Origin of the sequence: Desulfovibrio aminophilus DSM 12254, from assembly GCF_000422565.1 — a bacterium.
Lineage (GTDB): Bacteria > Desulfobacterota > Desulfovibrionia > Desulfovibrionales > Desulfovibrionaceae > Aminidesulfovibrio > Aminidesulfovibrio aminophilus.
In genome coordinates, this window is sequence record NZ_AUMA01000009.1 from 24550 (window position 1) to 49745 (window position 25196).

Here is a 25196-nt window from a genome sequence, read left to right on the forward strand (position 1 = left end):
GCATGGCCAAGAGCGACATCGTAGTGGGCCTGGACATCGGGACCACCAAGATCGCGGCTGTCGTCGGCGAGGTCACGCCCGACGGCGTGGACATCATCGGCATCGGCACGAGCCCGTCCACGGGATTGCGGCGCGGCGTGGTGGTGAACATCGAGCAGACCGTGCAATCCATCAAGAAGGCCCTGGAAGAGGCCGAGCTGATGGCCGGATGCGAAATCCGCTCGGTCTACGCGGGCATCGCCGGAAGCCACATCAAGGGCTTCAATTCCCACGGCGTCATAGCGGTCAAGGGCGGCGAGGTGACCCAGCGCGACGTGGACCGGGTCATCGAGGCGGCCAAGGCCGTGGCCATCCCCCTGGACCGCGAGGTGATCCACACCCTGCCCCAGGAATACATCGTGGACGACCAGCGGGGCATCGCCGACCCCCTGGGCATGGCCGGGGTGCGCCTGGAGGTCAAGGTGCACATCGTCACCGGGGCCGTGACCTCGGCCCAGAACATCGTCCGCTCCTGCCACCGCGCGGGCCTGGACGTCTCGAACATCGTGCTTGAGTCCCTGGCCTCCAGCAAGGCCGTGCTCACGGCCGAGGAGCGCGAGATCGGCGTGGCCCTGGTGGACATCGGCGGCGGCACCACCGATCTGGCCATCTTCTCCAAGGACTCCATCAAGCACACCTCGGTGTTGGCCCTGGGCGGCAACAACCTGACCAACGACATCGCCTTCGGCCTGCGCACGCCGATGATGAGCGCCGAGAAGATCAAGGTCGACCACGGCTGCGCCCTGGCGGACCTCTTGGCCGACGACGAGGTCATCGAGGTGCCCAGCGTGGGCGGCCGCGAGTCCCGGGGCATGTCCAAGAAGGTCCTGGCCGAGATCTGCGAGCCGCGCTGCGAGGAGATCCTGGCCCTGGTGGACCAGGACCTGATCAAGTCCGGCTACAAGAACCTCATCGGCGCCGGAGTGGTGCTCACCGGCGGCACCTCGCTCATCCACGGGATGCAGGATCTGGCCGAGCAGATCTTCGACCTGCCGGTGCGCATCGGCTACCCGTCCGGCATCGGCGGGCTCAAGGACGTGGTCAACAGCCCCAAGTTCGCCACGGCGGTGGGGCTCCTGCTTTACGGGGCCGAGGAGGAACGCGGCCACGAAAAGCCGTTCCGCATCCGCGACGAAAACGTCTTCAACCGCATTCTGGGCAAAATGAAGAAATGGTTCTCTGACATCGCGTAGAAACCGGGGATTTTGGGGATAACGAGGACAACCAGCAACGGTCACAGGGAGAGGAGGACATCATGCAATACTTCGAGATCGAGCACGACACGAGCGCCAAGATCAAAGTGGTGGGCTGCGGCGGCGGCGGCGGAAACGCCGTGAACAACATGATCCAGTCGGCCCTCAAGGGGGTCCAGTTCATCGTCGCCAACACCGACGGACAGGACATCAACAAGTCCCTGGCCGAGAACAAGCTCCAGATCGGCGAACGCCTGACCAAGGGCCTGGGCGCGGGCGCCAACCCGGACATCGGGCGCGAGGCGGCCATGGAGAGCATCGAGACCATCCGTGAGCAGGTCACCGGCGCCGACATGGTCTTCATCACCGCAGGCATGGGCGGCGGCACCGGCACCGGCGCGGCCCCCGTGGTGGCCCAGGCGGCCCGCGAGGCCGGAGCCCTGACCGTGGCCGTGGTCACCAAGCCTTTCTACTTCGAGGGCAAGCGCCGCCTGGAGCAGGCCGAGCGCGGCATCGCCGAACTTCGCAAGGTGGTGGACTCGATCATCACCATTCCCAACGACCGTCTCCTCCAGCTCGCGGCCAAGAAGGCCAGCTTCCAGGACATGCTCAAGAAGGCCGACGAGGTTCTCTACTACGGCGTCAAGGGCATCGCGGACCTGATCACCGTGCATGGCCTGATCAACCTGGACTTCGCCGACGTGAAGGCGGTCATGTCCAACTCCGGCCTGGCCCTCATGGGCACCGGCATCGCCTCGGGCGAAGGCCGCGCCAAGGAGGCCGCCATGAAGGCCATCACCAGCCCGCTGCTGGAGGACGTGTCCATCGAGGGCGCCAAGGGCGTGCTCATGAACATCTCCTGTTCGCCGGACATGACCATCGAGGAGGTCTCCGAGGCCGCCAACATCATCTACAAGGAAGCCGACGACAACGCGCAGATCTTCTTCGGCACGGTCTTCGACCCGGACGCCGGGGACGAGATGCGCATCACGGTCATCGCCACGGGCATCGACAACGTGCGCGCCGAGGCCGAGCGTCCGGCCCGTTCCGGCCTGACCCTGGTCAACCCCAAGGCCCAGAGCCAGGGCGTGGTGGCCCCGCCGACCCGCCGCATGCACAAGGTGGTCATGAGCGAAGACCGGAACATCCCGGCCTACCTGCGCGCCGGCATCAACAACGAGGCCCAGGCCGTGGAGCCCCAGCCCATGCGCCGCGCCGCCGTGGCCGGTCCCGGCGAGGAGGAGTTCATCTTCGAGGAAGACGAGCTGGACGTCCCGGCCTTCATCCGCAAGAAGGCCGACTAGCGCGTCCGGCGGGAACGGCATGGGCTCGACGCGCGGCCTCTACTTCGGGCGGACATCCCCGCCGCCCGTGGAACATGGCGGCCGCCTGCCCGTGGCCCTGGCCATTCCCGGCGACAAGGGGCCGGCGCTCTCCACCTTGGGCTGGCAGGCCGTGTACCGGCTGCTGGCCGCCGAGGCGGAACTCTCGGTGGAGCGGTTCTTCCTCGGCCGGGGGCACGACGTCCCCCTGTCGGAAGAAGGCAAGGCATCCCTGTCCTCGTTCCCGGTTCTGGCCTTGAGCGTCTCGTTCGAGGAGGACGTCCTCCGCCTCCTCCGAGCGCTCAAGGCCGCGGGAATCCCCAGGCTGCGAAGTGAGCGGCCCGATCCGCCCCTGCTGGTGGCGGGCGGGCCGCTCTGTTTTCTCAATCCCGCCCCCCTGGCCCCGTTCTGCGACCTGATCTGGGTGGGCGAGGCCGAGGCGGGCTTCGCGGACCTTCTCCGCGAACTCAAGGGGCACCTCTTCTCCGGCGGCGATCCCCAGGACTTTCTGGCCGCCGTGGCCGACCGGCCGGGCGTCTACGTCCCGGGCCGCACCCGCGCGGCCACGCCCAGGGTCGTGGCCGGGGACGGCGGCCCGCTCCTGGCCGAGCCCGCCTTCTCTTGCTTCACCGGACCCGAGGCCGTCTTCAAGGACGCCCTGCTCCTGGAAGTCAACCGGGGCTGTCCCTACGGCTGCCGCTTCTGCGCCGCCGGATACATCTACCGCCCGCCGCGCCACGCGGCCCTGGCCGACCTCCAGGCCATCGTGGAGGACATCCGGCCGCCCAAGGTCGGACTGGTGGGCACGGCCCTCACGGACTGGCCGGACCTGCTGCCCTTCCTGCGCTGGCTCGACGAACGCAAGGTGAAGTTCTCCCTCTCCTCCCTGCGCGCCGACGGGCTCACCGAGGAACTGCTGACCTTTCTGCGCGCCTGCGGGGTGCGCACCGTGACCCTGGCCCTGGAGGCCCCCAGCCGCCGCCTGCGGCTGGCCGCCAGCAAGAAGCTGGAGGAGGCCGACTTCCTGCGCGCCGTGGAACTCTGCGCCCGCCACGGGGTCAACCACCTGCGGGTCTACTGCATCATCGGCTGGCCCGACGAGAACGAGGCCGACTACGAGGAGTTTTCCGGCTTCCTGGGCGAGATCGCGACCGCCCGGGAGCGCGGACAGGTGCGCAAGAAGGAGTTCCTGCGCCTGACCCTGGGCGTGAGCTGCCTGGTGCCCAAACCCTGGACACCGTTCCAGTGGGCGCCCATGGCCTCCGAGGAATACCTGGACGACGCCCTGCGCCGGATCAAGGCCATGCTCAAGCCCTACAAGGGTTTCAGCCTGTCCGGCGACGACGCCTTCCTGGCCCGGGTCCAGGGCCTCATCTCGCGGGGCGGCGAGGACGTGGCCGAACTTCTGCTTCTGGCCGCCGACCACGGCGGCTGGAAAAAAGGCCTGGCCCTCTGGGGCGGCGACATGTCCGCCGTGCTGGACCACGAGCGCGGCAAGGACGAGGCCTTTCCCTGGGAGGTCGTGGACCTGGGCGTCCGCCGCGAACACCTCCGGCGCGAGTGGGAGCGGAGCAAACAGGCCAAGCCCTCCCCGGGATGCCCACCGGCGGGCTGCGAGGCCTGCGGCGTCTGCGGCCTGGGCCGCCGCCGAAACGGAACCTAGCGCCACGCCTGCACTCTCTTGCACAATCCGCGAAAATTGTGCATCATATTGCACAAATAGGCGCTTCAATTTGAGCGCAACACATCGGTATACAATGGGAATCATCCTTGGCACGGTCCCTGCTATTCCTCTTCATTCTTTCCCGCACCGTGCACATGGAGGTATGCGCATGAGCAAACGTTCGGTAATGGCGATCGCGGCCCTGGCCGCCCTGCTGGCCCTCTCGGCCGTGGCCTTCGCGGGCCAGGGACGCGGACCGGGAGGCGGCATGGGCTCGCTCTACGCCGGGCTGACCCCGGAGAAACAGGCCGCCGTGGACAAGATCTTCGAGAAGCATCAGAAGAAGATCTTCGAGCTGCGGGAGCAGTATTGGGCCAAGGACACCGAGCTGGACGCCTTGACCGCCTCGGGCAAGGCCGAGAAGGCCGACATCCAGTCCCTGGTGGCCGACATGTCCAAGATCCGGCTTCAACTGGACCAGGAGCGTCAGGCCTTGGCCGCCGAACTGTCCAAGGAAACCGGCGTGAAGTTCGGTCCCGGCGGCGGTTTCGGCCCCGGCATGGGCTTCGGTCCTGGCGGCTGCCCCGGCTACGGCGGCTGCGCCGGGTCCGGCGGCTGCCCCGCATACTAGAAGGTTTCTTCGTCAATCACCGGGAACGCGCGGGGCGGTTCGGGATGGCCCCGGGCCGCCCCTGTCCGCGTCCCGAGGGGATCGACGGAACCGGTCCCGGCCGCGCACGCTCGGGCCGCCGGAACCCGGAACAGGCATGGAAATCCGTCAGTCGAACAAGGAACAGGGGCCCATCGTGGCCGCGGTCCTGGCCCTCATCCTCCTGGGCCTGGGCAGTCTTTTCCTGACCTGGCAGAGCATCGAACGCCAGCGTCGGATCGTGGACGAGCACATGGTCCTTTCCGGCCGGGCCATTCTCTCCGGCGTCGAGGCCAACCTCTCCCGGGCCATGCGCGGCCTGCGCCAGAGCCCGAACATGGCCGGCGCGGCCCGCTCCCTGATCAAGGAACTGCTCCAGGAACTCGCCACTTCCGACGACATCGCCTTCGCCGGGATCTACGGCCCGGACGGCGGACTGCTCATCTCTTCCGGCAAGGACTCCGAAGAGTCCAAGCCGGGCCTGCCCGCCGAAGCCCTGGAATCCCTGGAGCGCGACGGTTTCTGGTTCGGACTGGCGCTCATCGGGAACAAGCGTGTCCTGCTCTCCGGGCTCCAGGCCCGGCCCGGACTCTCCATGTTCTGCAATTTCGCCGGACGCCCGCACGAGTCCGAAGAGGAGCCCGGCCTTGGCCGCGGCCGCGGCGGCATGGGCTTCGGCCGCCACCAGGGCGGCGAGGCTCCGCCGGTCTACCTCGTGGTGGGTCTGAACGCCGAGCGCCACCTGACCCAGTTCAACCAGTACCGCCGCGCGGCCCTGATCCAGACCGGCTATGTGCTCCTGGCCGCCATAGTGCTCTGGTCCCTGGCCTTCGCCTACCTCCGCCGCCGCGAACAGGCGCAGAAGCTCGTGCGCCTGGAACAGTTCCAGTCCAAGCTCCTGGACCACATGCCCGACGGTCTGGTGACCCTGGGCAGCAACGGCGAAATCCTGGCCGCCAACGGCTCGGCCGTTCGCCTGCTGTGCAGCGAGGACTGCAAGGACGCGGCCTGCCTGGCCGGACGCAACTGGTCCGAGTTCCCCTTCCCCGCCGGACAGGGTCGCCCGGAATGGCGGCAGCACGAATACCGGGGTCAGCTCCTGGAAGTTCTGGCCCTGCCCTACCGCAACGCCGAGGAGGAGAAGGGCGCGCCGGACAGCCTCGTGCTCATCCGCGACCGCACCGAAATCCGGGCCCTGGAGGAAGACCTCAACGAGGCCCGCCGTCTGGCCGCCATCGGCTCCCTGGCCGCGGGCGTGGCCCACGAGGTGCGCAACCCCCTGAGCTCCCTGCGCGGCTTCGCCCAGCTCTTCGCCGACAAGCTCAAGGGCCAGAAGCCCCTGGACTCCTACGCCGCCACCATGGTCCAGGAGGCCGACCGCCTGAACCGCGTGGTCACGGACCTGCTTTTCCTGGCCCGCCCCCGGGAGCTGGCTCCCGCCGAAATCGACTTGGCCCAGGCCGGAGCCACGCTCTTCGACCTGCTCAAGCTCGACCTGGAGCACAAACACGTGGCCGCGACCCTGGACCTGGAAGCCCCGACGGTCCACGCCGACCCCGACGGACTCCGGCAGGTGCTCCTGAACCTGGCGGTGAACAGCCTGGAGGCCCTCGGCGAGGAAGGCGGACGCATCGAGATATCCTCGCGCCGCAACGGCTCGGGCGTCTGGATCACTGTCACGGACAACGGCCCGGGCATGCCCGAGGAGGTCCGCCGCCAGGCCCTGGAGCCCTTCTTCACCGCCAAGACCCAGGGCACGGGCCTCGGACTGGCCATCGTCCAGACCATCATGCGCGGGCACAAGGGCAAGGTGCTCATCGAGTCCGAGCCCGGCCGGGGCGCCAGCGTGAAGCTCTTCTTCCCCGATCCGGCGCCCGCCGCCGAAACCACGGAGACCCTATGAACGACGACATCCGCACCGTGCTCGTGGTGGACGACGAGGCCGGGCATCGGCTCATGGTCCGCGCCGTCCTGGAGGACGCGGGCTGGAACGTGCTCGAGGCCGGTTCCGGCGAGGCCGCCCTCCAGGTTCTGTCCCGCCAGCCCGGGGGCCTGCCCCACGTGGCCCTGGTGGACATGCGCATGCCCGGCATGGACGGCCTGACGCTCCTGCGCGAACTGCACGCCCGGCGGCCCGGCCTGCCCGTGGTCCTGCTCACCGCCTTCGGCTCGGTGGGCACGGCCGTGGAGGCCATGAAACACGGGGCCTTCGACTATCTGACCAAGCCCGCCGACAACGAGGAACTCAAGGCCGTCCTGGACAAGAGCTACGAGTACCGCCGCCTGCTGGACGAGAACGACCGCCTGCGCCGCCGCGCCGGGGGCGAGGGCCCCGTGCTCGTGGGCGCGAGCGCGGGCATGAATCATGTGCGCGAACTCATCGACCAGGCCGGCCCCAGCGAGGCCTCGGTGCTCATTCTGGGCGAGTCCGGCACGGGCAAGGAGCTGGTGGCCGAGGGCCTGCACCGGGCCAGTTCCCGGGCCGCCCGGCCGCTCATCAAGGTCAACTGCGCGGCCCTGCCGGAAAACCTGCTGGAAAGCGAACTCTTCGGCTACGTCAAGGGCGCCTTCACCGGCGCGGTCAAGGACAAACCCGGCCGCTTCCAACTGGCCGCCGGGGGCACGCTCTTCCTGGACGAGATCGGGGAGATGCCCGCCGCGCTCCAGGCCAAGCTTCTGCGCGCCCTGCAGGAGAAGGTCGTGGAGCCCCTGGGCGGGGTCAAGGCCGTGGAGACCGACGTGCGCGTGGTGGCAGCCACCAACCGAGATCTGGCCGCCGAGATCAAGGCCGGACGCTTCCGCGAAGATCTCTATTACCGCCTGGCCGTGCTGGAGATCGACATCCCGCCCCTGCGCGACCGGGTGGAGGATCTGCCGCTGCTGGTCAGCCACCTCATGGGCAAGCTCGGCAAGAAGAACAACAAGGAAATCCGCAGCGTGACCCCGGCCTTCCTGGACGCCCTCTCGCACTACCACTGGCCCGGCAACGTGCGCGAGCTGGAGAACGTGCTCGAACGCGCTCTGATCCTCTCGCGTTCGGACGTGCTGGGGCCCGAACTCCTGCCGCCGCAAATCCTCGGACCCCAGCCCGAACAGGCCGCGAGCCCGGCGGCCCCGGCCGCGCCCGCCTCCCTGGAGGACGCCGAGCGCGAGGCCCTGGTGCGGGCCCTGGGGGCCCACGGCGGACACCGCGAAAAGACCGCCGACGCCCTGGGCATCTCGCGGCGGACCCTGCAATACAAGCTCAAGCGCTTCGGGCTCACGCGGCGCTGAGCGCGTTTGACAAGAACGCCCGGGACCGCTACTTCAAAGCCCCCCACAACCGACCCGGAGGTACGTCATGCGCGAACAAGTGCTGGCAGCCATCGCCAAAATCCGCCCCGTGCTCCAGAACGACGGCGGCGACATCGAACTGGTCGAGATCACCCCCGAGGGAGTGGTCAAGGTTCGCCTGCAGGGCGCCTGCAAGGGCTGTCCCATGTCCCGCATGACCCTCAAGCACGGCGTCGAGCGGGTCATCCTCAAGGAGGTCCCGGCCGTGAAATCCGTCGAGGCCGTGGACTAGGAGCCGCAATGAGCCAGATCGTCACCCGTTTCGCCCCCAGCCCCACGGGCTACCTGCACATCGGCGGGGCGCGCACCGCCCTGTTCTCCTGGCTGCTGGCCCGCCACTCCGGCGGACGTTTCCTGCTGCGCATCGAGGACACCGACCTCGAACGCTCCACGCCCGAAGCCACCCAGGCCATTCTCGATTCCATGCGGTGGCTCGATCTGCACTCCGACGGCGAGATCGTCTACCAGCAGGCCAGGGCCGCGCGCCACAACGAGGTCATCGACCAGCTCGTGGCCCTGGGCCAAGCCTACTGGTGCGACTGCGCCAAGGAGCGGGTGGAGGCCATGCGCGAGAAGGCCCGCGCCGAGGGCCGCAAGCCCAAGTACGACGGTTCCTGCCGCGAGCGGGGCCTGGGCCCGGGCGAGGGCCGCGTGGTGCGCATGAAGACCCCGCTGGACGGCTCCGTGGCCTACAAGGACATGGTCAAGGGCCCCATCGCCGTGGCCTGCGAGGAGCTGGACGACATGATCCTGCGCCGCTCCGACGGCTCGCCGACCTACAACCTGGCCGTGGTGGTGGACGACCACGACATGGGCGTGACCCACGTGCTGCGCGGCGACGACCACGTGAACAACACCCCGCGCCAGATCCTCATCTACCGCGCCCTGGGCTGGGACGTGCCCGAATTCGGCCACGTGCCCATGATCCTCGGCCCGGACAAGAAGAAGCTCTCCAAACGCCACGGCGCGCTCTCGGTCATGGAATACGAGAAGATGGGCTACCTGCCCGAAGCCGTGCTCAACTATCTGGCCCGCCTGGGCTGGTCCCACGGCGACCAGGAAATCTTCTCCCGCGGCGAGCTGGTGGCCTGCTTCAGCACCGAGAACCTGGGCAACTCCCCGGCGGTCTTCGACACCCAGAAGCTGGAGTGGCTCAACGCCCACTACATCAAGGAATCCGACCCGGCGAGGCTGGCCGTCCTGCTGCGCGACTTCCTGGGCCGCGACCTGGGCCCCGAGGCCCTGGCCGACACGCCCCAGATCCTGCTGGAGGCCGTGGTTCCGCTGCTCCAGCCCCGGGCCAAGACCCTGGTGGAGATGGCCGAGATGGCCCGCTTCTTCGTGGTCGACGCGGCGTTCATCGCCTTCGACGAGAAGGCCGTGCGCCAGCACCTCACCCCGGAGAACCGCACCCTGGTGGAGGAGTACGCCGACGCCCTCGAGCACCTGGAGGGCGGCTTCGACGAGGCCGCCATGGAGCCCATGACCGAGGCCTTCCTCTCCGCCCGCGACCTCAAGTTCAAGGCCGTGGCCCAGCCCCTGCGCGTGGCCCTCACCGGCCGCACCGTGAGCCCCGGCCTGTTCGAGACCATGCGCGTGCTCGGCCGGGAGCAGACCCTCAAGCGCCTGCGCCGGGTCACGGAACTCTAGGAAAAGCGTCCTTGCCTCGGGGCGGGTCCGGCGGTATCCTCAATCCGCTTGGCCCGACCCCGACGCGGAGGACGACCGTGCTCGAGTTTCTCGGCAAGAAGAAAACCTGCCGTCTCCTGGCCCAGACCGAGGGCCAGCACGTGGAGATGCACGCCCGCTTCCGGGCCTTTCTCACCCACAACTACGACGCCTTGTCCGCCCTGGCCGCCCTGGAACAGGTCTACCACTCCGGCAGCCCCTTCGGCATGGCCCAGGTGCGCAAGCTCTATGACGGGCTGGCCGCCTCGGTGCGCGACATGGCCGAGGCCCTGAACGTCCTGGCCCACGGCCGCTACGCCGCCCTGGCCGGGGCCCTGGAGCGCATCGACGCCGAGGCCCGGGCCGTCCTGGAAACCCGGGCCCTGCCGCCGGACTGCCCCCTGATTCTGCCCCTGGAGGCCGTCGGAGCCGCGCAGATTCCCTTCATCGGAGCCAAGGCGGGCAATCTGGCCCGCCTGGGCAACGAGCTGGGCGTGCCCGTGCCGCGCGGCTTCGCCGTCACGGCCCGGGCTTTCGAGCTGTTCCTGGACAGCGCCGGGCTCTCCGAAAAGATCGCCGGGCTGCTGGACGGCCTCGACCAGGAGGCCCCGCGGGCCCTGGAAACCACCTGCCGCGACATCCGCGCCCTGATCCTCGCCGCCGACCTGCCTCCGGAACTGGCCCGGGAGGTGAACGCGGCCTACGCCGCCCTGGAAGCCCGCACCCGGCCCGGGGTATTCGTGGCCGTGCGCAGCAGCGCCGTGGGCGAGGACACCGAGGCCTCCTTCGCGGGCCAGTACGCCACGGTCCTCGGCGTGGACCGGGCCGGGTTGGCCGCGGCCTACAAGACCGTGGCCGCCAGCAAATACACCCCGCACGCCCTGCTCTACCGCACCCGCCACGGCCTGGAGGACCGCGACGCGCCCATGTGCGTGGCGGTCATCGAGATGATCGACGCGGCCGCCGCCGGGGTGGCCTACACCCGCGACCCGGGCGCGCCCGGGGCCGAGACGTTCCGCGTGGCCGGGATCTGGGGCCTGGGCGAACCCCTGGTGGGCGGCGAGGTTTCGGCCGACACCTTCATCCTGGACCGCCGGGGCGGCGGAGTGCTGCGCGCCGAGATCGCGCGCAAGGAACGCCGTCTGGTCTGCGTCCCCGGGGGCGGCGCCCGCATGGAGGACGTGCCCGAGGAACTGCGGCGGGCCCCGGTGCTGGACTCGGACCGGCTGGCCGAACTCCTGGGCCACGGCCTGGCCCTGGAACATTTCTTCGGCGGCCCGCAGGATATGGAGTGGGCCGTCGGCCAGGACGGACGGCTGGTGCTCCTGCAATGCCGCCCCCTGGGCCTGGAGTCCGAGGAGCCCGAGGCCGGGGAGGTGGCCCGCGACCTGGAGCCGCTGCTCACGGGCGGACAGACCGCCTCGCGCGGGGCGGCCTCGGGCCGGGTCTTCCTGGCCGACGGCCGGGATCTCGCGGGCCTGCCGGAGAACGCCATCCTCGTGGTCCGCACCACCAATCCGGCTTACGCCGCCCTGGCCGGGCGCATCCGGGGGCTGGTGGCCGAGGTGGGCAGCGCGGCCAGCCACCTGGCCTCGGTGTTGCGTGAATTCGGGGTGCCCGCCCTGGTGGACGTCGCCGGAGCGACGGCATCGCTACCCGAGGAAGAGCTGGTGACGCTGGACGCCGACGGCCGACGAATCCTGCCCGGCGAGGTCTCCGAAGTGTTGGCCGCCCGGACCCGCCGCCGCGCTTTGGCCTTCGAGACTCCGGCCCACCGCCGCCTGCGCGCCCTGCTGGACCACATCTCGCCGCTGCATCTCACCGACCCGCACGCCCCGGAGTTCACCCCGGACGGCTGCCGGACCCTGCACGACGTGATCCGTTTCGCCCATGAGAAGATCATGAAGGTCGTCTTCGACCTCTCCGGCGCGGCCGCTGGAACCCAGGCCGCCAAGCTCACGGCGGCCGTGCCCCTGGACATCCGCGTGGTGGACCTGGGCGGGGGCCTGCGGCCCGGACTGAGCACCTGCGACACCGTGCGGCCCGAGGACATCGTCTCGCGCCCCATGCGCGCGGTCTGGCGCGGCTTCATGCACCCGGGCATCACCTGGTCCGGGGCCGTGAACTTGGACCTGCGCAACCTCTTCACCCTCTTCGCCTCCTCGGCCGCCGGACTGTCCGGGCCCGACGCCCCGGGCGGCGAGAGCTTCGCCGTGCTGGCCGCCGACTACCTCAACTTCAACGCCAAGTTCGGCTACCATTTCGCCAACGTGGACAGCATCTGCGGCGACGACCCGGCCCTCAACTACGTCACCGTGCAATTCGCGGGCGGCGCGGGCAACTATCTGGGCAAGTCCCTGCGGGTGAATTTCCTGGCGGGAGTGCTCACGCGCCTCGGTTTTACCGTGCATCTTTCCGGCGAACTGCTGGAGGCCTCGCTCCCAGGCCTTCCCGCCGAGGACATGGAGCGGGCCCTGGACCAGCTCGGACGGCTCCTGGCCTCCAGCCGCCTGTTGGATGTGGCCATCTCCCGCCAGGCCCAGGTGGAGCCCATGGTCGAGGCCTTCTTCAACGAGGACTACGACTTCCTGGACCGGGCCACGGCGGTCCGGCTGCCCGGTTTCCACGCCGTGCTCGGCCGCTGGAGCCGCGTCGAGGACGAGGGCCGGGTCTGGGTGGAGCAGGACGGTTCGGCCTGGATGCCGCGCCTGTCCGCCGGGTTGTCCGGCTTCCTGACGCGGCTGGTGGGCCCGCGCTACCAGGAGTTCCTGGACACCATCGGGGCCTACCACTACTTCCCGCTGGCCGTGGCCAAGGGTGCGGAGATGGCGGACGGCCGCCTCGAGGTTCTGGTCCGGCCCCTGTCCGGGGTGGTGGACCGCGCCGGAGGCATGGCCTTCGGCCTGCGCAACCTGGGGAACTACTTCGTCTTCAGGATCAACGCCGTGGAGAACAACGTGGTCTTCTCGGAGTTCGTGAACAGCCGCCGCCACATCCGGGCCATGCGCCACCTGCCGCTGGAGAGCGGCCGGACCTACGCCCTGGCCGTGGAGGTCGGAGACTCGCGCATGCGCGGTTTCGTGGATGGGAAGCCGGTGCTGGAATACGACGCGAGCCGCCGGGTGCGCGGCCACGTGGGGCTCTGGACCAAGGCCGACTCCGTGACCCGCTTCGCCGCCCTGGTCCAGGAGACGGCCTCGGACCGCAAGACGCTCTGCTAGGCGGGGTCGCCGGGCCAGCGGGCCGCCAGCACCCGGCGATGGAGCACCACGGGCTCGGACTCGATGCCGTAGGCCTCGTCGCCCGGGTAGAGCCGGGCCCGCTCGGGGTCGTCGCCCGCGAAGGCGCGGATGGCGTCCATGGACTCCCAATAGGTGACCAGGGTGATGACCAGCCCTTCCGGCGCGTCCCGCTCCAGGATCTGATGGCCCAGGAAACCCGGCAGGGACTCGGCGTCGCGGACACCGGTGCGGTCCAGATGAAGAAGAAACCCCTCGCGCCGGTCGCGGGGGCATCGGCAGCTCCATTCCCGGGCGATCACGGCCGGCCCCCTTGTCCGGCGTCGTCCAGGGCCTCCAAGGCCAGACGAACGGCCAGGGCCACGCACTCCAGGCAGGTTTCGCGCATGTTGCCGTCCTTGTAGCGCGCCTGCCCCTCGGGGGTGCGGAAGTCGCAACCGATGATCTCGTAGCAGTTGGTGGAGCCGTAGGCGGCCGTGAAGCCCTCGATGAGGTGCTGGGTCGGGGCGTAGGCCAGATCCAGGAGTTCCCGCTCGGGCCGGTCGCGGCCGACGAACAGGCTCAGGGCCAGGATGCCGCCGGTCACGGCCCCGCACGTCCCGCAGGTGCGCGCGAGGCCGGAACAAAAGGCCGTGGCCAGGCGTGGAATGAGAGGCGACTCCAGGCCCTTGGCCCGGGTCACGGCCAGGAGCACGCTTTCGGCGCAGAGCCAGCCTTCCTGCATGAGTTGGCGGGCGTTGCGTTCCACAGTCACGGGACACCTCCGTCTGGTTGCAAAAAAAAACCCCGGCCATCTGGCCGGGGCTCACGTACACTGGCTCGCGGCCGGAATTATTCGGTCTCGGCGGTGCGCTTGGCCGGCTTGACCACCGCGCCGGAACGGATGCAACGGGTGCAGGCGCTCACGGTCATGACCTGGCCGTTGGGGGCCTGATGGCGCACTTTCTGAAGGTTGGGCAGAAAGCGGCGCTTGCTTTTGTTGTTGGCGTGGCTCACATTGTTGCCGGACTGGGGAATCTTGCCGCAAATATCGCAAATCTGGGACATGGTGGCCTCCTCGCGCGCGTGGCGTCGTTCTTCGTCTTCAGGCCCCGGCCGGAGAGGGCTCCAGGCGGCGGGGAAGGGACTCTTTACCTCCTCTCCAGGCAAAACGCAAGGGCTTTTTTCTTGACAAGGACCACCGGCTCGGCTAGGGGGGTCGGTTGCGAGGGGTATATGTCCAAGATTTGGGTGGAACTGGCCGACATCCCGGCTGAAGGCCGGGTCTTTTCTTTTGAGGACCAGGGGTTCTGGCAGGAATCCCTGCGGACCTGCGTCCTCTCCGCGACCATCGCCGCGCCCCTGCGCGCGGAGGTCACGGTTCTGCCGGACGAGCGGGGCGCGCTCGTGCGCGGAACCCTGCGCGGCTCCGTCGTTCTGCCCTGTGACCGCTGCTCCGAGGATTGCGAACAGACCGTGGACGAGGAGTTCGAGGTTTACGAGGAACTGCCCGCCGAGGGCGGCGAGTCCGCCGAGGAGTCCCGCGTGGTCGAGGAGGACGGAGTCCAGCGCCTGAATCTGGGCGCGGTGCTCTGGGAGCAGTTCGTCCTGGCCCTGCCGCCCAAACCGCTCTGCCGCGAGGACTGCAAGGGCCTGTGCCCCCGCTGCGGCGGCAACCGCAACTTCCAGGAATGCGACTGCGCCGAGGGCGGCAACGACCCGCGCCTGTCGGTCTTCCGCAATCTGAAGATTTCCTAGCCCTCGGGTAATCATTGCCCCCGGGACCGAATCGCGATATTCTCAACCTTGAGGAGAAAATGCCATGGCTCAGCCGAAAAAGAAGACCTCTCAGTCCCGGCGCAACATGCGTCGCTCCCACGACCACGTGGCCGTTCCCAACGTCATCTACTGCGAGTGCGGCGAACCCACCCTGTCCCATCGCGCCTGTTCCGTGTGCGGCACCTACAAGGGCCGCAAGGTGACGCCCGACGGTGATGCTCAGTAAGACGCCACGCATCGCCGTCGACGCCATGGGCGGCGATTTCGGACCCCGCGTCAACGTTCCGGCCGCCGTGCGCGCGGCCGAGCAGGGCGCGTCGATCATCCTGGTCGGCGACGAGGCTCAGATCCGGGACGAACTCTCGCGCTGCAAGACCGAGGGTCTGGACATCCATGTCGTCCACGCCTCCCAGGTGGTGGGCATGGACGAAAAACCTTCCGAGGCCCTGCGCCGCAAGAAGGATTCCTCCATCCAGGTGGCCTGCCGTCTGGTCAAGGAAGGCCAGGCCGACGGCGTGGTCAGCGCGGGCAACTCCGGCGCGGTGGTGGCCTGCGGCATGTTCACCGTCGGCCGCATCGCGGGCATCGACCGGCCCGCCCTGGCCGGGATCATGCCCACGGAAAAGCGCCCCTGCATCCTCATCGATGTGGGCGCCAACGTGGACTCCAAGGCCTTCCACCTGGCCCAGTTCGCCATCATGGCGGACGTGCTGGCCCGCGACGTGCTGGGCGTGCCCAAGCCGCGGGTCGGGCTCCTGTCCATCGGCGAAGAGGAAGGCAAGGGCAATTCCGTGGTCAAGGAGGCCTTCGACCTCCTGCGCAAGTCCTCCATCAACTTCATCGGCAACGCCGAGGGCCGGGACATCTTCGCGGGCAACTACGACGTGGTGGTCTGCGACGGGTTCGTGGGCAACGTGGCCCTCAAGCTTTCCGAGGGTCTGGCCCGCAGCTTCGGCAACCTGCTCAAGGGCGAACTCAAGCGAGGGCTGCTGTCCAAGCTGGGCACGCTGCTCTCCCTGGGAGCCCTGACCCGCTTCGCCAAGCTCGTGGACTACGCCGAATACGGCGGGGCCCCGCTCCTGGGGCTCAAAGGCATCGTCATCGTCTGCCATGGCGCGAGCAACGTGAAGGCCATCACCAACGCCATCCGCATGGGCTCCACCTTCACCGCCAACCGGGCGCACCAACACATCGAGCGGGATCTCGAGGCCAACAGCGAGATCGCCCGCTTCGGCCGGCCGTCCGCCAAGGCGTCGTAACGCGAGCACGGTCCGGGCCGCCGGCCCCACAGGAGTCGCCATGACCAAGAGCTACATCCGTGGACTGGGCTTTCACGTCCCCGAACATATTCTGACCAACGCCGACTTCGAGCGCATGGTGGACACCTCCGACGAGTGGATCACCAGCCGCACCGGCATCAGGCAGCGCCACGTGGCCCAGGGCGAAACCTGCTCCGAGCTGGCCCAACACGCCTCCCTCCAGGCCCTGGAAAAGGCGGGCATGTCGGCCGAAGAGCTGTCGCACATCCTGGTGGCCACCTTCACCCCGGATGCCTACATCCCCTCGGCGGCCTGCACCCTGCAGCACCGTCTGGGCCTGTCCGGCCGCTACGCCGCCGACCTCTACGCCGCCTGCTCCGGCTACCTCTACGCCCTGGAGACGGCCCGCTCCCTGGTGGCCCTGCACCCCGAAGCCAACGTCCTGACGCTCGGCAGCGAGGTCATCTCCTCGCGCACGGACTACACCGACCGGGGCACCTGCGTGCTCTTCGGCGACGGCGCCGGCGCGGCCATCGTCTCCGGCGCCCCGGGCCATGACAGCGCCGAGATCCTGGACGTGATCCTCTCCTCGGACGGGGCCCTGGGGAACCTGCTGGCCGTGCGCGGCGGCGGTTCGGCCTTCCCCTACAAGCCGGGCGACACCATCCGGCGCGACTTCTTCGTCGAGATGCAGGGCCGGGAAGTCTTCCGCCACGCGGTGCGCTCCATGCTCTCGGTGAGCGCTGAGATTCTCGAACGCAACGGCCTGACCCCGGACGAGGTGGACGTCTTCATCCCGCACCAGGCCAACCTGCGCATCATTGAGGCCGTGGGCGACAAGGTCGGCGTGCCCCGCGAGCGCATCTTCATCAACGTGGACCGCTACGGCAACACCTCGGCGGCGGCCGTGGCCATCGCCCTGGCCGAGGCCCGGATCACCGGCTTCATCAAGAACGGCGACCTGGTCCTGCTGACCGCCTTCGGCGGCGGCTTCACCTGGGGCGCGGTGCTGTTGCGCTTCTAGCGCGCGTCCTCGCGGCGGTTTGCAGTCCGGGAATTTTTCGGATATTCGAACGCAGTCCGAGCGCACTGAACAAAGGATGAAAGCATGAGCGAACTTTCCCGCGTCGCCCTGGTCACGGGAGGCTCACGCGGCATCGGCCGCGCGGTCGCCGAACGTCTGGCCCGCGACGGCTTCGCCGTGTACCTCACCTATGTCTCCCGGCCCGAGGAGGCCGAAAAGACCGTGGCCGCCATCGCCGAATCCGGGGGCACGGCCAGGGCCTTCCGCGTGGACTCCGGCGACTCCGCCGCCGTGGCCGCCTTTTTCGCAGAGGAGATCAAGGACAAGGTCGAACTGGAAGTGCTCGTGAACAACGCGGGCATCACCCGGGACGGTCCGCTCATCCGCATGAAGGACGAGGACTACGACAAGGTTCTGGCCGTGAATCTGCGCGGCTGCTTCATCTTCCTGCGCGAGGCGGCCAAGATCATGATCCGTCGACGCGCGGGCCGGATCATCAACATGGCATCCGTGGCCGGGCAGATGGGCAACGCCTACCAGGCCAACTACTCCTCGGCCAAGGCCGGGCTCATCGGCCTGACCAAGTCCGCAGCCCTGGAACTGGCCCCCCGCAACGTCCTGGTCAACGCCGTGGCTCCCGGCTACGTGGACACGGAGATGACCGCCGTGCTGCGCGAGGACGTGATCCAGGAGATCATCAACGCCGTGCCTCTCAAGCGCTCCGCCACGCCCTGGGAAATCGCCTCCGCGGTCTCCTTCCTCGCCGGGCCGGACGCCACCTACATCACCGGACAGGTCCTCGCCGTCAACGGCGGCCTGTATATGTAATCTGGCGATAACACAGCATATTCACATCTGGAGGGAAATATGTCCATTGCCGAGAAAGTGAAGGGGATCATTGTCGACCAACTGGGCGTCTCCGCCGACGAAGTCAAGCCCGAAGCCTCCTTCGTGGAAGACCTGGGCGCCGACTCCCTGGACCTCACCGAGCTGATCATGGCCATCGAGGAAGAGTTCGACATCGAGATCGATGACGAGGACGCCCAGAAGATCGTCAAGGTCAAGGACGCCATCGACTACATCGAGAAGAACAAAAAGTAGAACGGCCGAGGCCGTCACCGCCGCCGCCAGGGATGGGCGTCTTATGCCCGGGCCGGGCGTAAGGCGCTCCTCCATTTCATTCCTTTTGGACGCGCGCCCGGCGAAAGCCCAAGCAACCCAGGATCATCCATGAAACGAGTCGTCGTCACCGGCCTGTCCGCCATCACGCCGCTGGGAACCGACCTGGCCTCCAGTTGGGAGGCCCTGCTGGCGGGCAAGTCCGGCATCGGTCCCCTGACCAAGTTCGACTGCGCGGCCTATGAGACCCGCATCGCCGGAGAGGTCAAGGGCTTCGAGCCCGAGCGCTACATCCCGGCGAAGCAGGTCAAGCGCATGGAGACCTTCGTCCAGTACGCCGTGGCCTGTTCCAAGATGCTGCTGGAGGACGCGGGCTGGCAGGTGCCGCCCGAGGAGGCCGCCACCACCGGCGTGATCATCGGCGTGGGCCTGGGCGGGCTACAGACCATCGAGTCCATGCATCAGAAGCTCCTGGAAAAGGGGCCCTCGCGCATCTCGCCCTTCTTCATCCCGATCATCATCGCCAACATGGCCGCCGGACAGGTGTCCATTGAAACCGGCGCGCGCGGACCCAACGTCTGCACCACCACGGCCTGCGCCTCGGGCACCCACGGCATCGGCTACGCCTACTCCGAGATCAAGCTCGGCCGTTGCGAGGCCATGATCTGCGGCGGCGCGGAGTCAACCATCACGTCCCTGGGCGTGTCCGGCTTCAACGCCCTCAAGGCCCTGTCCACGCGCAACGACGATCCCCAGCGGGCCTCCCGGCCCTTCGACCGCGACCGCGACGGCTTCGTCATGGGCGAGGGCAGCGGCCTGCTGCTTCTGGAGTCCCTGGAGCACGCCCGGGCGCGCGGAGCGCGCATCTACGCCGAGGTCGTGGGTTTCGGGGCCTCCGGCGACGCCTACCATATGACCGCCCCGCCCGAGGACGGCTCGGGCATGGCCCTGGCCATGAGCGCGGCCATCCGCGAGGCGGGCGTGCCCGTGACCGATATCGACCACATCAACGCCCACGGCACCTCCACGTCGCTCAACGACGCCTGCGAGACCCGGGCCATCAAAACGGTCTTTGGCAAGCACGCCTACAAGCTCTCCATCACCGGCAACAAATCCATGACCGGCCACCTCCTGGGCGCGGCCGGCGGCGTGGAGTCGGTCTTTTCGGTGTTGACCCTGTGCGAGGGCAAGATTCCGCGCACCCTGAACCTGGAGAACCCGGACCCGGAGTGCGACCTGGACTACGTGCCCGAAGGCATGCGCACGCAACGGGTGAACTACACCCTCTGCAACTCCTTCGGTTTCGGCGGCACCAACGCCTGTATGCTGTTCAAGAGATTCGAGGACTGAACCCGGGGCGCGACCCGGCCATGCAAGTGAGGCGGTCATGGAAGAATTGATGATGCAGGATCCGGGAGTCGCCGCGGCCATTTCCCGCGAGGTCGACAGGCAGATGTCCAAGCTGGAGCTCATCGCCTCGGAGAACTTCACCTCCACGGCGGTGCGCCAGGCCATGGGCAGCGTCATGACCCACAAGTACGCCGAGGGCTACCCGGGCAAGCGCTACTACGGCGGCTGCGAGTACGTGGACCAGGTCGAGAACCTGGCCCGCGACCGGGTCAAGGCCCTCTTCGGCGCGGGCTACGCCAACGTGCAGCCCCACTCCGGCTCCCAGGCCAACATGGCCGTGTACTTCGCGGTCTGCAAGCCCGGCGACACCGTGCTCGGCATGGATCTCTCCCACGGCGGACACCTGACCCACGGCAGCCCGGTGAACTTCTCCGGCCGTCTGTACAACATCGTCTCCTACGGCGTGGACAAGGAGACCCAGACCATCGACTTCGACCAAGTGGAGCGCCTGGCCAAGGAGCACAAGCCGAAGATGATCGTGGCCGGCGCCAGCGCCTACCCCCGGATCATCGACTTCAAGCGCTTCCGCCAGATCGCCGACGAGGTGGGCGCCGTGCTCATGGTGGACATGGCCCACATCGCGGGCCTCATCGCCGCCGGCGAGCACCCCTCCTGCATCGAGCACGCCCACTTCACCACCTCGACCACGCACAAGACCCTGCGCGGCCCGCGCGGCGGCCTCATCCTGGCCGCCGAGGACCAGGAAAAGGTGCTGAACTCCCAGATCTTCCCCGGCATCCAGGGCGGCCCGCTCATGCACGTCATCGCGGCCAAGGCCGTGGCCTTCGGCGAGGCCCTGGCCCCGGGTTTCCAGGAATACCAGTCCCAGGTGGTCAAGAACGCCAAGGCCCTGGCCTCGGCCCTGCAGGAGTCCGAGTTCAAGCTCGTCTCCGGCGGCACCGACAACCACCTCATGCTCATCGACCTGACCAACAAGGACATCACCGGCAAGGACGCCGAGATCGCCCTGGACAAGGCGGGCATCACGGCGAACAAGAACACCATCCCCTTCGAGACCCGCTCGCCCTTCGTGACCTCGGGCATCCGCCTGGGCACCCCGGCCTTGACCACCCGGGGCATGATCGAGGAGGATATGATCGTGGTGGCCGAGGCCATCACCGCGGCCATCGAGAACTGGCAGTCGGACGCCGTGCTGGAGGAGATCCGCGAGGAAGTGGAGGAATTCTCCCGCAGCTTCCCGCTGTTCGCCTGGTAGGAGGCGGCCATGAGCCGATTGCCCTGGCCCGACTACTTCATGAGCATCGCGCACCTGGTGGCCGAGCGCTCCACCTGCCTGCGGCGCAAGGTGGGGGCCGTGGCCGTGCGCGACAAGCGCATCCTGGCCACGGGCTACAACGGCCCGCCGTCCAACGTGCCGCACTGCGAGGACGTGGGGTGCATCCGGGAACGCCTGGGCATCCCCTCGGGCCAGCGCCACGAACTCTGCCGAGGTCTGCACGCCGAGCAGAACGTGATCATCCAGGCCGCCGTGCACGCCATCTCGCTCAAGGGCGCGATCATCTACTGCACGACCCAGCCCTGCCTGATCTGCACCAAGATGCTGGTCAATTGCCAAGTGGAGGCCATCTACTACGCCGGGGCCTATCCCGACGAGCTGGCCGAGGACATGCTCAAGGAGGCCGGTGTCCGTCATGAACTGCTGCAAGGAGACTTTACAACCCGCTGAGGCCCTCATGGCCCGGGCCGTGGAACTCGCCCGCCTCGGGCGCGGCGCCACGGCTCCCAATCCCTGCGTGGGAGCGCTGCTGGTCCGCGACGGAGCCATCGTGGCCCAGGGCTGGCACGAAGCCTTCGGCGGCCCGCACGCCGAGGTGGAGTGCCTGCGTCAGGCGCGAGAAAAAGGCGTGGACGCCTCGGCCTGCGAACTCTACGTCACCCTGGAGCCCTGCAACCACCAGGGCAAGACCCCGCCCTGCACCGAGGCCATCCTGGCCGCCGGAATCCGCAGTGTGGTCGTGGGCTGCGCCGACCCCAACCCCGAGGTGGCCGGAGGCGGCGCGGAACATCTGCGATCCAAGGGCGTGAACGTGCGCCTGGGCGTGCTCGAGGGCCCCTGCCGCGACCTCATCGAGGACTTCCGGCTCTGGAAGACCACCGACCGACCCTTCGTCATCCTCAAGATGGCCGCCACCCTGGACGGCCGCATCGCGGCCCGCGGCGGGCGTCCGGAACCGATATCCTGCCCCGAGTCCCAAATCGAGGCCCACCGGCTGCGTTCCGTCTGTCGGGCGGTGATCGTCGGCGGCAACACCTTCTATTCCGACGACCCGCTGCTCACCTGCCGCCTGCCGGGGCTGGCCCCGGACCATGTGCAGCCCTTCGCGGTGGTCGTCACGCGGCGGCTGCCCAAGGCCCACAACTTCAAGCTGCTCCAGGACCGGCCCGAGCGGGTGGTCTTCTGGACCAGCGAGGAGGAGGCCCGTTCACTGGCGTCCGGAACGCTCACGGAGCGCGGCTGCCGGGTCTGGGGCCTGGGCCGCGTCGAGGAGGGCCTGGACCTGCGCCAGGGTCTCGTCCGCCTGCGCGCCGAACTGAACTGTTGGAACGTGCTCTGCGAAGGCGGCGGCCGCCTGGCCATGAGTCTGGCCACCCAGGATCTGGTGGACGAGTTGACGCTCTTCCTGGCCCCCAAGGTGCTCGGCGACGAGCAGGCCAAGGCCCTGTTCTCCGGCCGCAAGGCCCAGAGCCTGGCCGAGGCCCGCGACTTCCGGCTCCTGGACTGCGCCCGCAGCGGCCGGGATCTCATGCTCACCTACCGCCCCAAGAGGACAGACTGATGTTCACCGGACTGGTGCTCGGAACGGGCGTGGTCGAGGCCGCGCAGCCGCGCGGCAGGGAAACGCGACTCACCGTGCGGGCGGACTTCCTGGGCGATGTGGTCAAAGGCGAATCCATCGCCGTCAACGGAGCCTGCCTCACGGCCGAGGCCGCCGACCGGGGCCGCTTCTCGGCCTACGCCAGCGCCGAGACCCTGTCCAAATCCTCCCTCGGCGGCCTGCGCGCCGGGGCCAAGGTCAACCTGGAGCGGGCCCTGGCCCTGGGCGATCGCCTGGGAGGCCATCTCGTCTCCGGCCACGTGGACTGCCTGGCCCAGGTGGAGTCGGTGACCCCGGCGGGCGAATCCGTGGTCATCCGACTGAGCTTCCCCCGAGAATTCGGCTCCCAGGTGGTGCCCAAGGGATCCGTGGCCCTGGACGGGGTCAGCCTGACCGTGAACGAATGCGGCGAGGACTTTCTGACCGTGAACGTCATCCCGGCCACCCAGGGTGAGACCACCATCGGCCAGTGGCGCCCCGGCAGGGTGGTGAACATGGAGACCGACCTCATCGGCAAGTATGTGCTGCGGATGCTCGGACCGTGGACCGAAAAGACCGGGGCCCCGGCTTCAGGCATGACCGCGGAATTCCTGCGGCGAAACGGCTTCTAGCCCGCCGCCCGCTCCGGTCCGGCCGCTCAGGCGGCTCGGAGGCCCATGACGCTCGAATCCCCCCAGGCCCGCATCAGCGCGGCCGCCACCGAGATATTCCTCTCCCGGCCGCAAAACTGCGCCGAGGCCGTGGTCCTGGCCCTCAACCGCCACCTCACCGGCGGCCTCGCCCCGGCCCAGGCCGCGGGAGTGGCCTCGGGCTTCTCGCTGGGCCTGGGCGGCGCGGGTTGCCTCTGCGGCGCGCTTTCCGGGGCCACGCTCTGTATAGGCCTGTTCCTGGCCCCCAAGGGCGACCGCCTGGAGCGCCGCGCCGCACGCAAGGCCGCCAAGGCTCTGCACCACTCCTTCCTGGAACTCCACGGCTCGGTCTGCTGCCGGGAACTCTGCCGGGCCCTGGGCGACGAAACCGAGGCCCGCGCAAAACGTTGCTCCGCGCTCACCGGCTACGCCGCGGCCGAGGCCGCCCGGCTCATCCTGGAGACCCGCCCGGAACTGGCGGGCACGGGCTTCGCCCCGGCTCCGGGCCTCTTCTCCCGCCTGCGCCGCCTCCTGCGCCCCTGATTCCCCGACCCGCTTCGCCCCGTCCGACGGCGCTTCGCGAACCACGGAAATTTCTCTTGCCTTCCGCGCCGGGCATTCACTACCCTTGACCGTAAGGAGAATGCCGTGTCCTTCAGCGCAGCCGATCCCGACAGCTTCGACACCATCCCCCCGCGCCAGTGGGCCGGGGCGGACGTGACCAGTTACGTGATGAGCTTTCCGGGCCTGCTCTGGCGCATCGAGCCCGCGCGGGCGCGCATCGAGTTCCTCAACGCCCACCGGGTCGAGGCCCTGGGCGAGAAGACCAGCCTGCTCCTGCGCAGCGCCGAATACCGCAAGGCCGCCATCGAGGAGCCGGACCTGCCTCTGGTGGAGAGCTTCATGGACGCCCTGGGCCGAGGAGGCCCCTCGGGCTGCGTGTTCCGCCTGCGGAAGACCGAAGGCCGCCGGACCTGGCTCAAGCTGCGCTGCTGGCCCCTGCCCGGCGACCCCCGCTACGCCGTGGGCTACCTCATCGAGGTCACGGACAGCGCCGAGACCATCAAGAGCATCATCGAGAAGGACTCCGAGCTTCAGCTCATGATCGATCTGGCCGAGAATCCCGTGCTTCTGGTGGACTTCGACGAAAAGACGGTCATCGCCCAGAACGCGGCGGCCTCGGAGCTGTTCCTCTACAGCCCGGACGAATTCCGGCGGCTGTCCTTCGCGGACCTCTACCACCAGGGCATGCGCGGCACGGTGCAGAAAATCGAGAACGAGGTGCTCTTCGACAAGAAGTGGGAGGGCAAGCTCGGCTTCCGGCGCAAGACCAACTCCGCCTTCACCGCCGACGCCGCCCTGCGTTTTCTGGTCTGCAAGGAACGCCGCCTGCTGCGCGTCTCGCTCACGCACATCGAGAGCCTGGGGGGCAACGGCGAGGAAACTTCCTCCGGCAACGGCCTGTGCGCCGGGCTGGCCAGGAGCCTGACCGAGCGGCTGGCGGGCAAAAACGACATCCACGAAATCCTGGAGATATTCCTCCAGGCGCAACTGCCGCGCCATTCCTTCGACGCGGTCATGTTCTCCGACATCCACACGAAGAAGAACAAGGTCTTCGTCTACGGCGCGGGCGAGCCCTTCGCCCACGTGGAGCCCGGAGAAATGTATTCCTATGAGGGAACCATCGCCCAAAGCATCGAACGCTTCCGGCTGGACCACCTCATCGTGGAGGACACCCTGGAGAGCATCAAGGCCATCGACTGGGCCTTGTTCATCCCCAAGGGAATCCGGTCCTATTTCGCCAAACCATTTTACCAGCGCGGAACGTTGCGGGCCGTGCTCGTGCTCTGCTCGCGGGAACCCAACGCCTTCCCGGCCTCGGGCCTGCCGGAATACACCTGCCTCTTCGAGCCGTTCGAGGCGGCCATCAAGTCCTGGCGGGCGGCCCAGCGCCGTTCCCGTTCCTCCGGCGGTTGATCCCCGGCGGCCAGCGGCCAGATTTACCCCCAACGCCCCGGCAGCGCCCGGGGCTTTCTTTTGTCATTTTTTCCTGA

At 68.5% G+C, this 25196-nt stretch carries 25 protein-coding genes; 22 read left to right on the plus strand and 3 right to left on the minus strand.

The window, feature by feature from the left end; translation table 11 throughout:
* Nucleotides 1-2 precede the first annotated feature (2 nt).
* The 9 genes from ftsA to H587_RS17585 all read left to right on the plus strand — a co-directional run bounded on the left by ftsA (nucleotide 3) and on the right by H587_RS17585 (nucleotide 13088).
* Nucleotides 3-1232, plus strand: coding sequence for a cell division protein FtsA (gene ftsA, locus H587_RS0106655; RefSeq protein ID WP_027175602.1), 1230 nt, complete (start codon nucleotides 3-5; stop codon nucleotides 1230-1232).
* A gap of 62 nt (nucleotides 1233-1294) precedes the next feature.
* Entirely contained in the window at nucleotides 1295-2536 is a 1242-nt protein-coding gene (ftsZ, locus tag H587_RS0106660) for a cell division protein FtsZ (RefSeq protein WP_027175603.1), read from the plus strand.
* Between the two features lie 19 nt (nucleotides 2537-2555).
* The gene (locus H587_RS0106665; RefSeq protein ID WP_027175604.1) at nucleotides 2556-4217 is read left to right on the plus strand and encodes a radical SAM protein; all 1662 of its coding nucleotides are present in this window, start codon (nucleotides 2556-2558) and stop codon (nucleotides 4215-4217) included.
* Nucleotides 4218-4386: 169 nt separating this feature from the next.
* On the plus strand, nucleotides 4387-4848 hold the full coding sequence (locus H587_RS0106670; RefSeq protein ID WP_169432753.1) for a periplasmic heavy metal sensor: 462 nt from the start codon (nucleotides 4387-4389) through the stop codon (nucleotides 4846-4848).
* A 136-nt stretch (nucleotides 4849-4984) separates the two neighbouring features.
* Complete coding sequence (locus tag H587_RS0106675) at nucleotides 4985-6769, plus strand: two-component system sensor histidine kinase NtrB (RefSeq protein WP_027175606.1); 1785 nt, start codon at nucleotides 4985-4987, stop codon at nucleotides 6767-6769.
* Nucleotides 6766-8139, plus strand: a complete 1374-nt coding sequence (locus H587_RS0106680; RefSeq protein ID WP_027175607.1) for a sigma-54-dependent transcriptional regulator — start codon at nucleotides 6766-6768, stop codon at nucleotides 8137-8139. The genes H587_RS0106675 and H587_RS0106680 overlap by 4 nt, the downstream gene beginning before the upstream one ends.
* 67 nt (nucleotides 8140-8206) lie before the next feature.
* Nucleotides 8207-8431: a NifU family protein gene (locus H587_RS0106685; protein WP_027175608.1), complete on the plus strand. Its 225-nt coding sequence runs from the start codon at nucleotides 8207-8209 to the stop codon at nucleotides 8429-8431.
* A gap of 8 nt (nucleotides 8432-8439) precedes the next feature.
* The gene (gene gltX, locus H587_RS0106690) at nucleotides 8440-9849 is read left to right on the plus strand and encodes a glutamate--tRNA ligase (protein ID WP_027175609.1); all 1410 of its coding nucleotides are present in this window, start codon (nucleotides 8440-8442) and stop codon (nucleotides 9847-9849) included.
* 77 nt (nucleotides 9850-9926) lie between these two features.
* The gene (locus H587_RS17585) at nucleotides 9927-13088 is read left to right on the plus strand and encodes a PEP/pyruvate-binding domain-containing protein (protein ID WP_051202507.1); all 3162 of its coding nucleotides are present in this window, start codon (nucleotides 9927-9929) and stop codon (nucleotides 13086-13088) included.
* Here H587_RS17585 and H587_RS0106700 read toward each other — a convergent pair.
* From H587_RS0106700 to rpmB, 3 genes are all read right to left on the minus strand, one after another.
* Nucleotides 13085-13408 carry an antibiotic biosynthesis monooxygenase family protein gene (locus H587_RS0106700; RefSeq protein WP_027175610.1) on the minus strand — a complete coding sequence of 108 codons (324 nt, stop codon included), beginning with the start codon at nucleotides 13406-13408 and terminating at the stop codon, nucleotides 13085-13087. The two genes, H587_RS17585 and H587_RS0106700, sit on opposite strands and share 4 nt — an antisense overlap.
* Nucleotides 13405-13860, minus strand: coding sequence for a C-GCAxxG-C-C family protein (locus H587_RS17590; protein WP_051202508.1), 456 nt, complete (start codon nucleotides 13858-13860; stop codon nucleotides 13405-13407). Before H587_RS17590 ends, H587_RS0106700 begins: the two co-directional genes overlap by 4 nt.
* Nucleotides 13861-13937: 77 nt before the next feature.
* Nucleotides 13938-14153, minus strand: a complete 216-nt coding sequence (gene rpmB, locus H587_RS0106710) for a 50S ribosomal protein L28 (protein ID WP_027175611.1) — start codon at nucleotides 14151-14153, stop codon at nucleotides 13938-13940.
* Between the two features lie 168 nt (nucleotides 14154-14321).
* Here rpmB and H587_RS0106715 point away from each other — a divergent pair, with 168 nt between their 5' ends.
* The 13 genes from H587_RS0106715 (at nucleotide 14322) to H587_RS20800 (ending at nucleotide 25119) form a co-directional block, all read left to right on the plus strand.
* The gene (locus tag H587_RS0106715; RefSeq protein ID WP_027175612.1) at nucleotides 14322-14843 is read left to right on the plus strand and encodes a YceD family protein; all 522 of its coding nucleotides are present in this window, start codon (nucleotides 14322-14324) and stop codon (nucleotides 14841-14843) included.
* 64 nt (nucleotides 14844-14907) lie between these two features.
* Nucleotides 14908-15090 carry a 50S ribosomal protein L32 gene (gene rpmF / locus H587_RS0106720; RefSeq protein WP_027175613.1) on the plus strand — a complete coding sequence of 61 codons (183 nt, stop codon included), beginning with the start codon at nucleotides 14908-14910 and terminating at the stop codon, nucleotides 15088-15090.
* Entirely contained in the window at nucleotides 15080-16123 is a 1044-nt protein-coding gene (gene plsX / locus H587_RS0106725; protein WP_027175614.1) for a phosphate acyltransferase PlsX, read from the plus strand. Before rpmF ends, plsX begins: the two co-directional genes overlap by 11 nt.
* Before the next feature lie 40 nt (nucleotides 16124-16163).
* Nucleotides 16164-17147: a beta-ketoacyl-ACP synthase III gene (locus H587_RS0106730; RefSeq protein ID WP_027175615.1), complete on the plus strand. Its 984-nt coding sequence runs from the start codon at nucleotides 16164-16166 to the stop codon at nucleotides 17145-17147.
* A gap of 84 nt (nucleotides 17148-17231) precedes the next feature.
* Nucleotides 17232-17975, plus strand: coding sequence for a 3-oxoacyl-[acyl-carrier-protein] reductase (gene fabG, locus H587_RS0106735; protein ID WP_027175616.1), 744 nt, complete (start codon nucleotides 17232-17234; stop codon nucleotides 17973-17975).
* A gap of 39 nt (nucleotides 17976-18014) precedes the next feature.
* Entirely contained in the window at nucleotides 18015-18248 is a 234-nt protein-coding gene (gene acpP, locus H587_RS0106740; protein WP_027175617.1) for an acyl carrier protein, read from the plus strand.
* Nucleotides 18249-18377: 129 nt separating this feature from the next.
* Nucleotides 18378-19616 (plus strand): beta-ketoacyl-ACP synthase II, encoded by a 1239-nt coding sequence (gene fabF, locus H587_RS0106745; RefSeq protein ID WP_027175618.1) that lies wholly within the window; start codon nucleotides 18378-18380, stop codon nucleotides 19614-19616.
* Nucleotides 19617-19653: 37 nt separating this feature from the next.
* The gene (glyA, locus tag H587_RS0106750) at nucleotides 19654-20892 is read left to right on the plus strand and encodes a serine hydroxymethyltransferase (protein ID WP_027175619.1); all 1239 of its coding nucleotides are present in this window, start codon (nucleotides 19654-19656) and stop codon (nucleotides 20890-20892) included.
* Nucleotides 20893-20901: 9 nt separating this feature from the next.
* Complete coding sequence (locus H587_RS17595) at nucleotides 20902-21363, plus strand: deoxycytidylate deaminase (protein ID WP_034608748.1); 462 nt, start codon at nucleotides 20902-20904, stop codon at nucleotides 21361-21363.
* Nucleotides 21329-22474, plus strand: coding sequence for a bifunctional diaminohydroxyphosphoribosylaminopyrimidine deaminase/5-amino-6-(5-phosphoribosylamino)uracil reductase RibD (gene ribD, locus H587_RS0106760; protein WP_245560833.1), 1146 nt, complete (start codon nucleotides 21329-21331; stop codon nucleotides 22472-22474). The genes H587_RS17595 and ribD overlap by 35 nt, the downstream gene beginning before the upstream one ends.
* Nucleotides 22474-23124 (plus strand): riboflavin synthase, encoded by a 651-nt coding sequence (locus tag H587_RS0106765; protein WP_027175621.1) that lies wholly within the window; start codon nucleotides 22474-22476, stop codon nucleotides 23122-23124. Before ribD ends, H587_RS0106765 begins: the two co-directional genes overlap by 1 nt.
* Before the next feature lie 45 nt (nucleotides 23125-23169).
* Nucleotides 23170-23685 (plus strand): C-GCAxxG-C-C family (seleno)protein, encoded by a 516-nt coding sequence (locus H587_RS17600; RefSeq protein WP_051202509.1) that lies wholly within the window; start codon nucleotides 23170-23172, stop codon nucleotides 23683-23685.
* A 105-nt stretch (nucleotides 23686-23790) separates the two neighbouring features.
* Entirely contained in the window at nucleotides 23791-25119 is a 1329-nt protein-coding gene (locus H587_RS20800) for a PAS domain-containing protein (RefSeq protein WP_051202510.1), read from the plus strand.
* The last annotated feature ends 77 nt before the right edge of the window (nucleotides 25120-25196 follow it).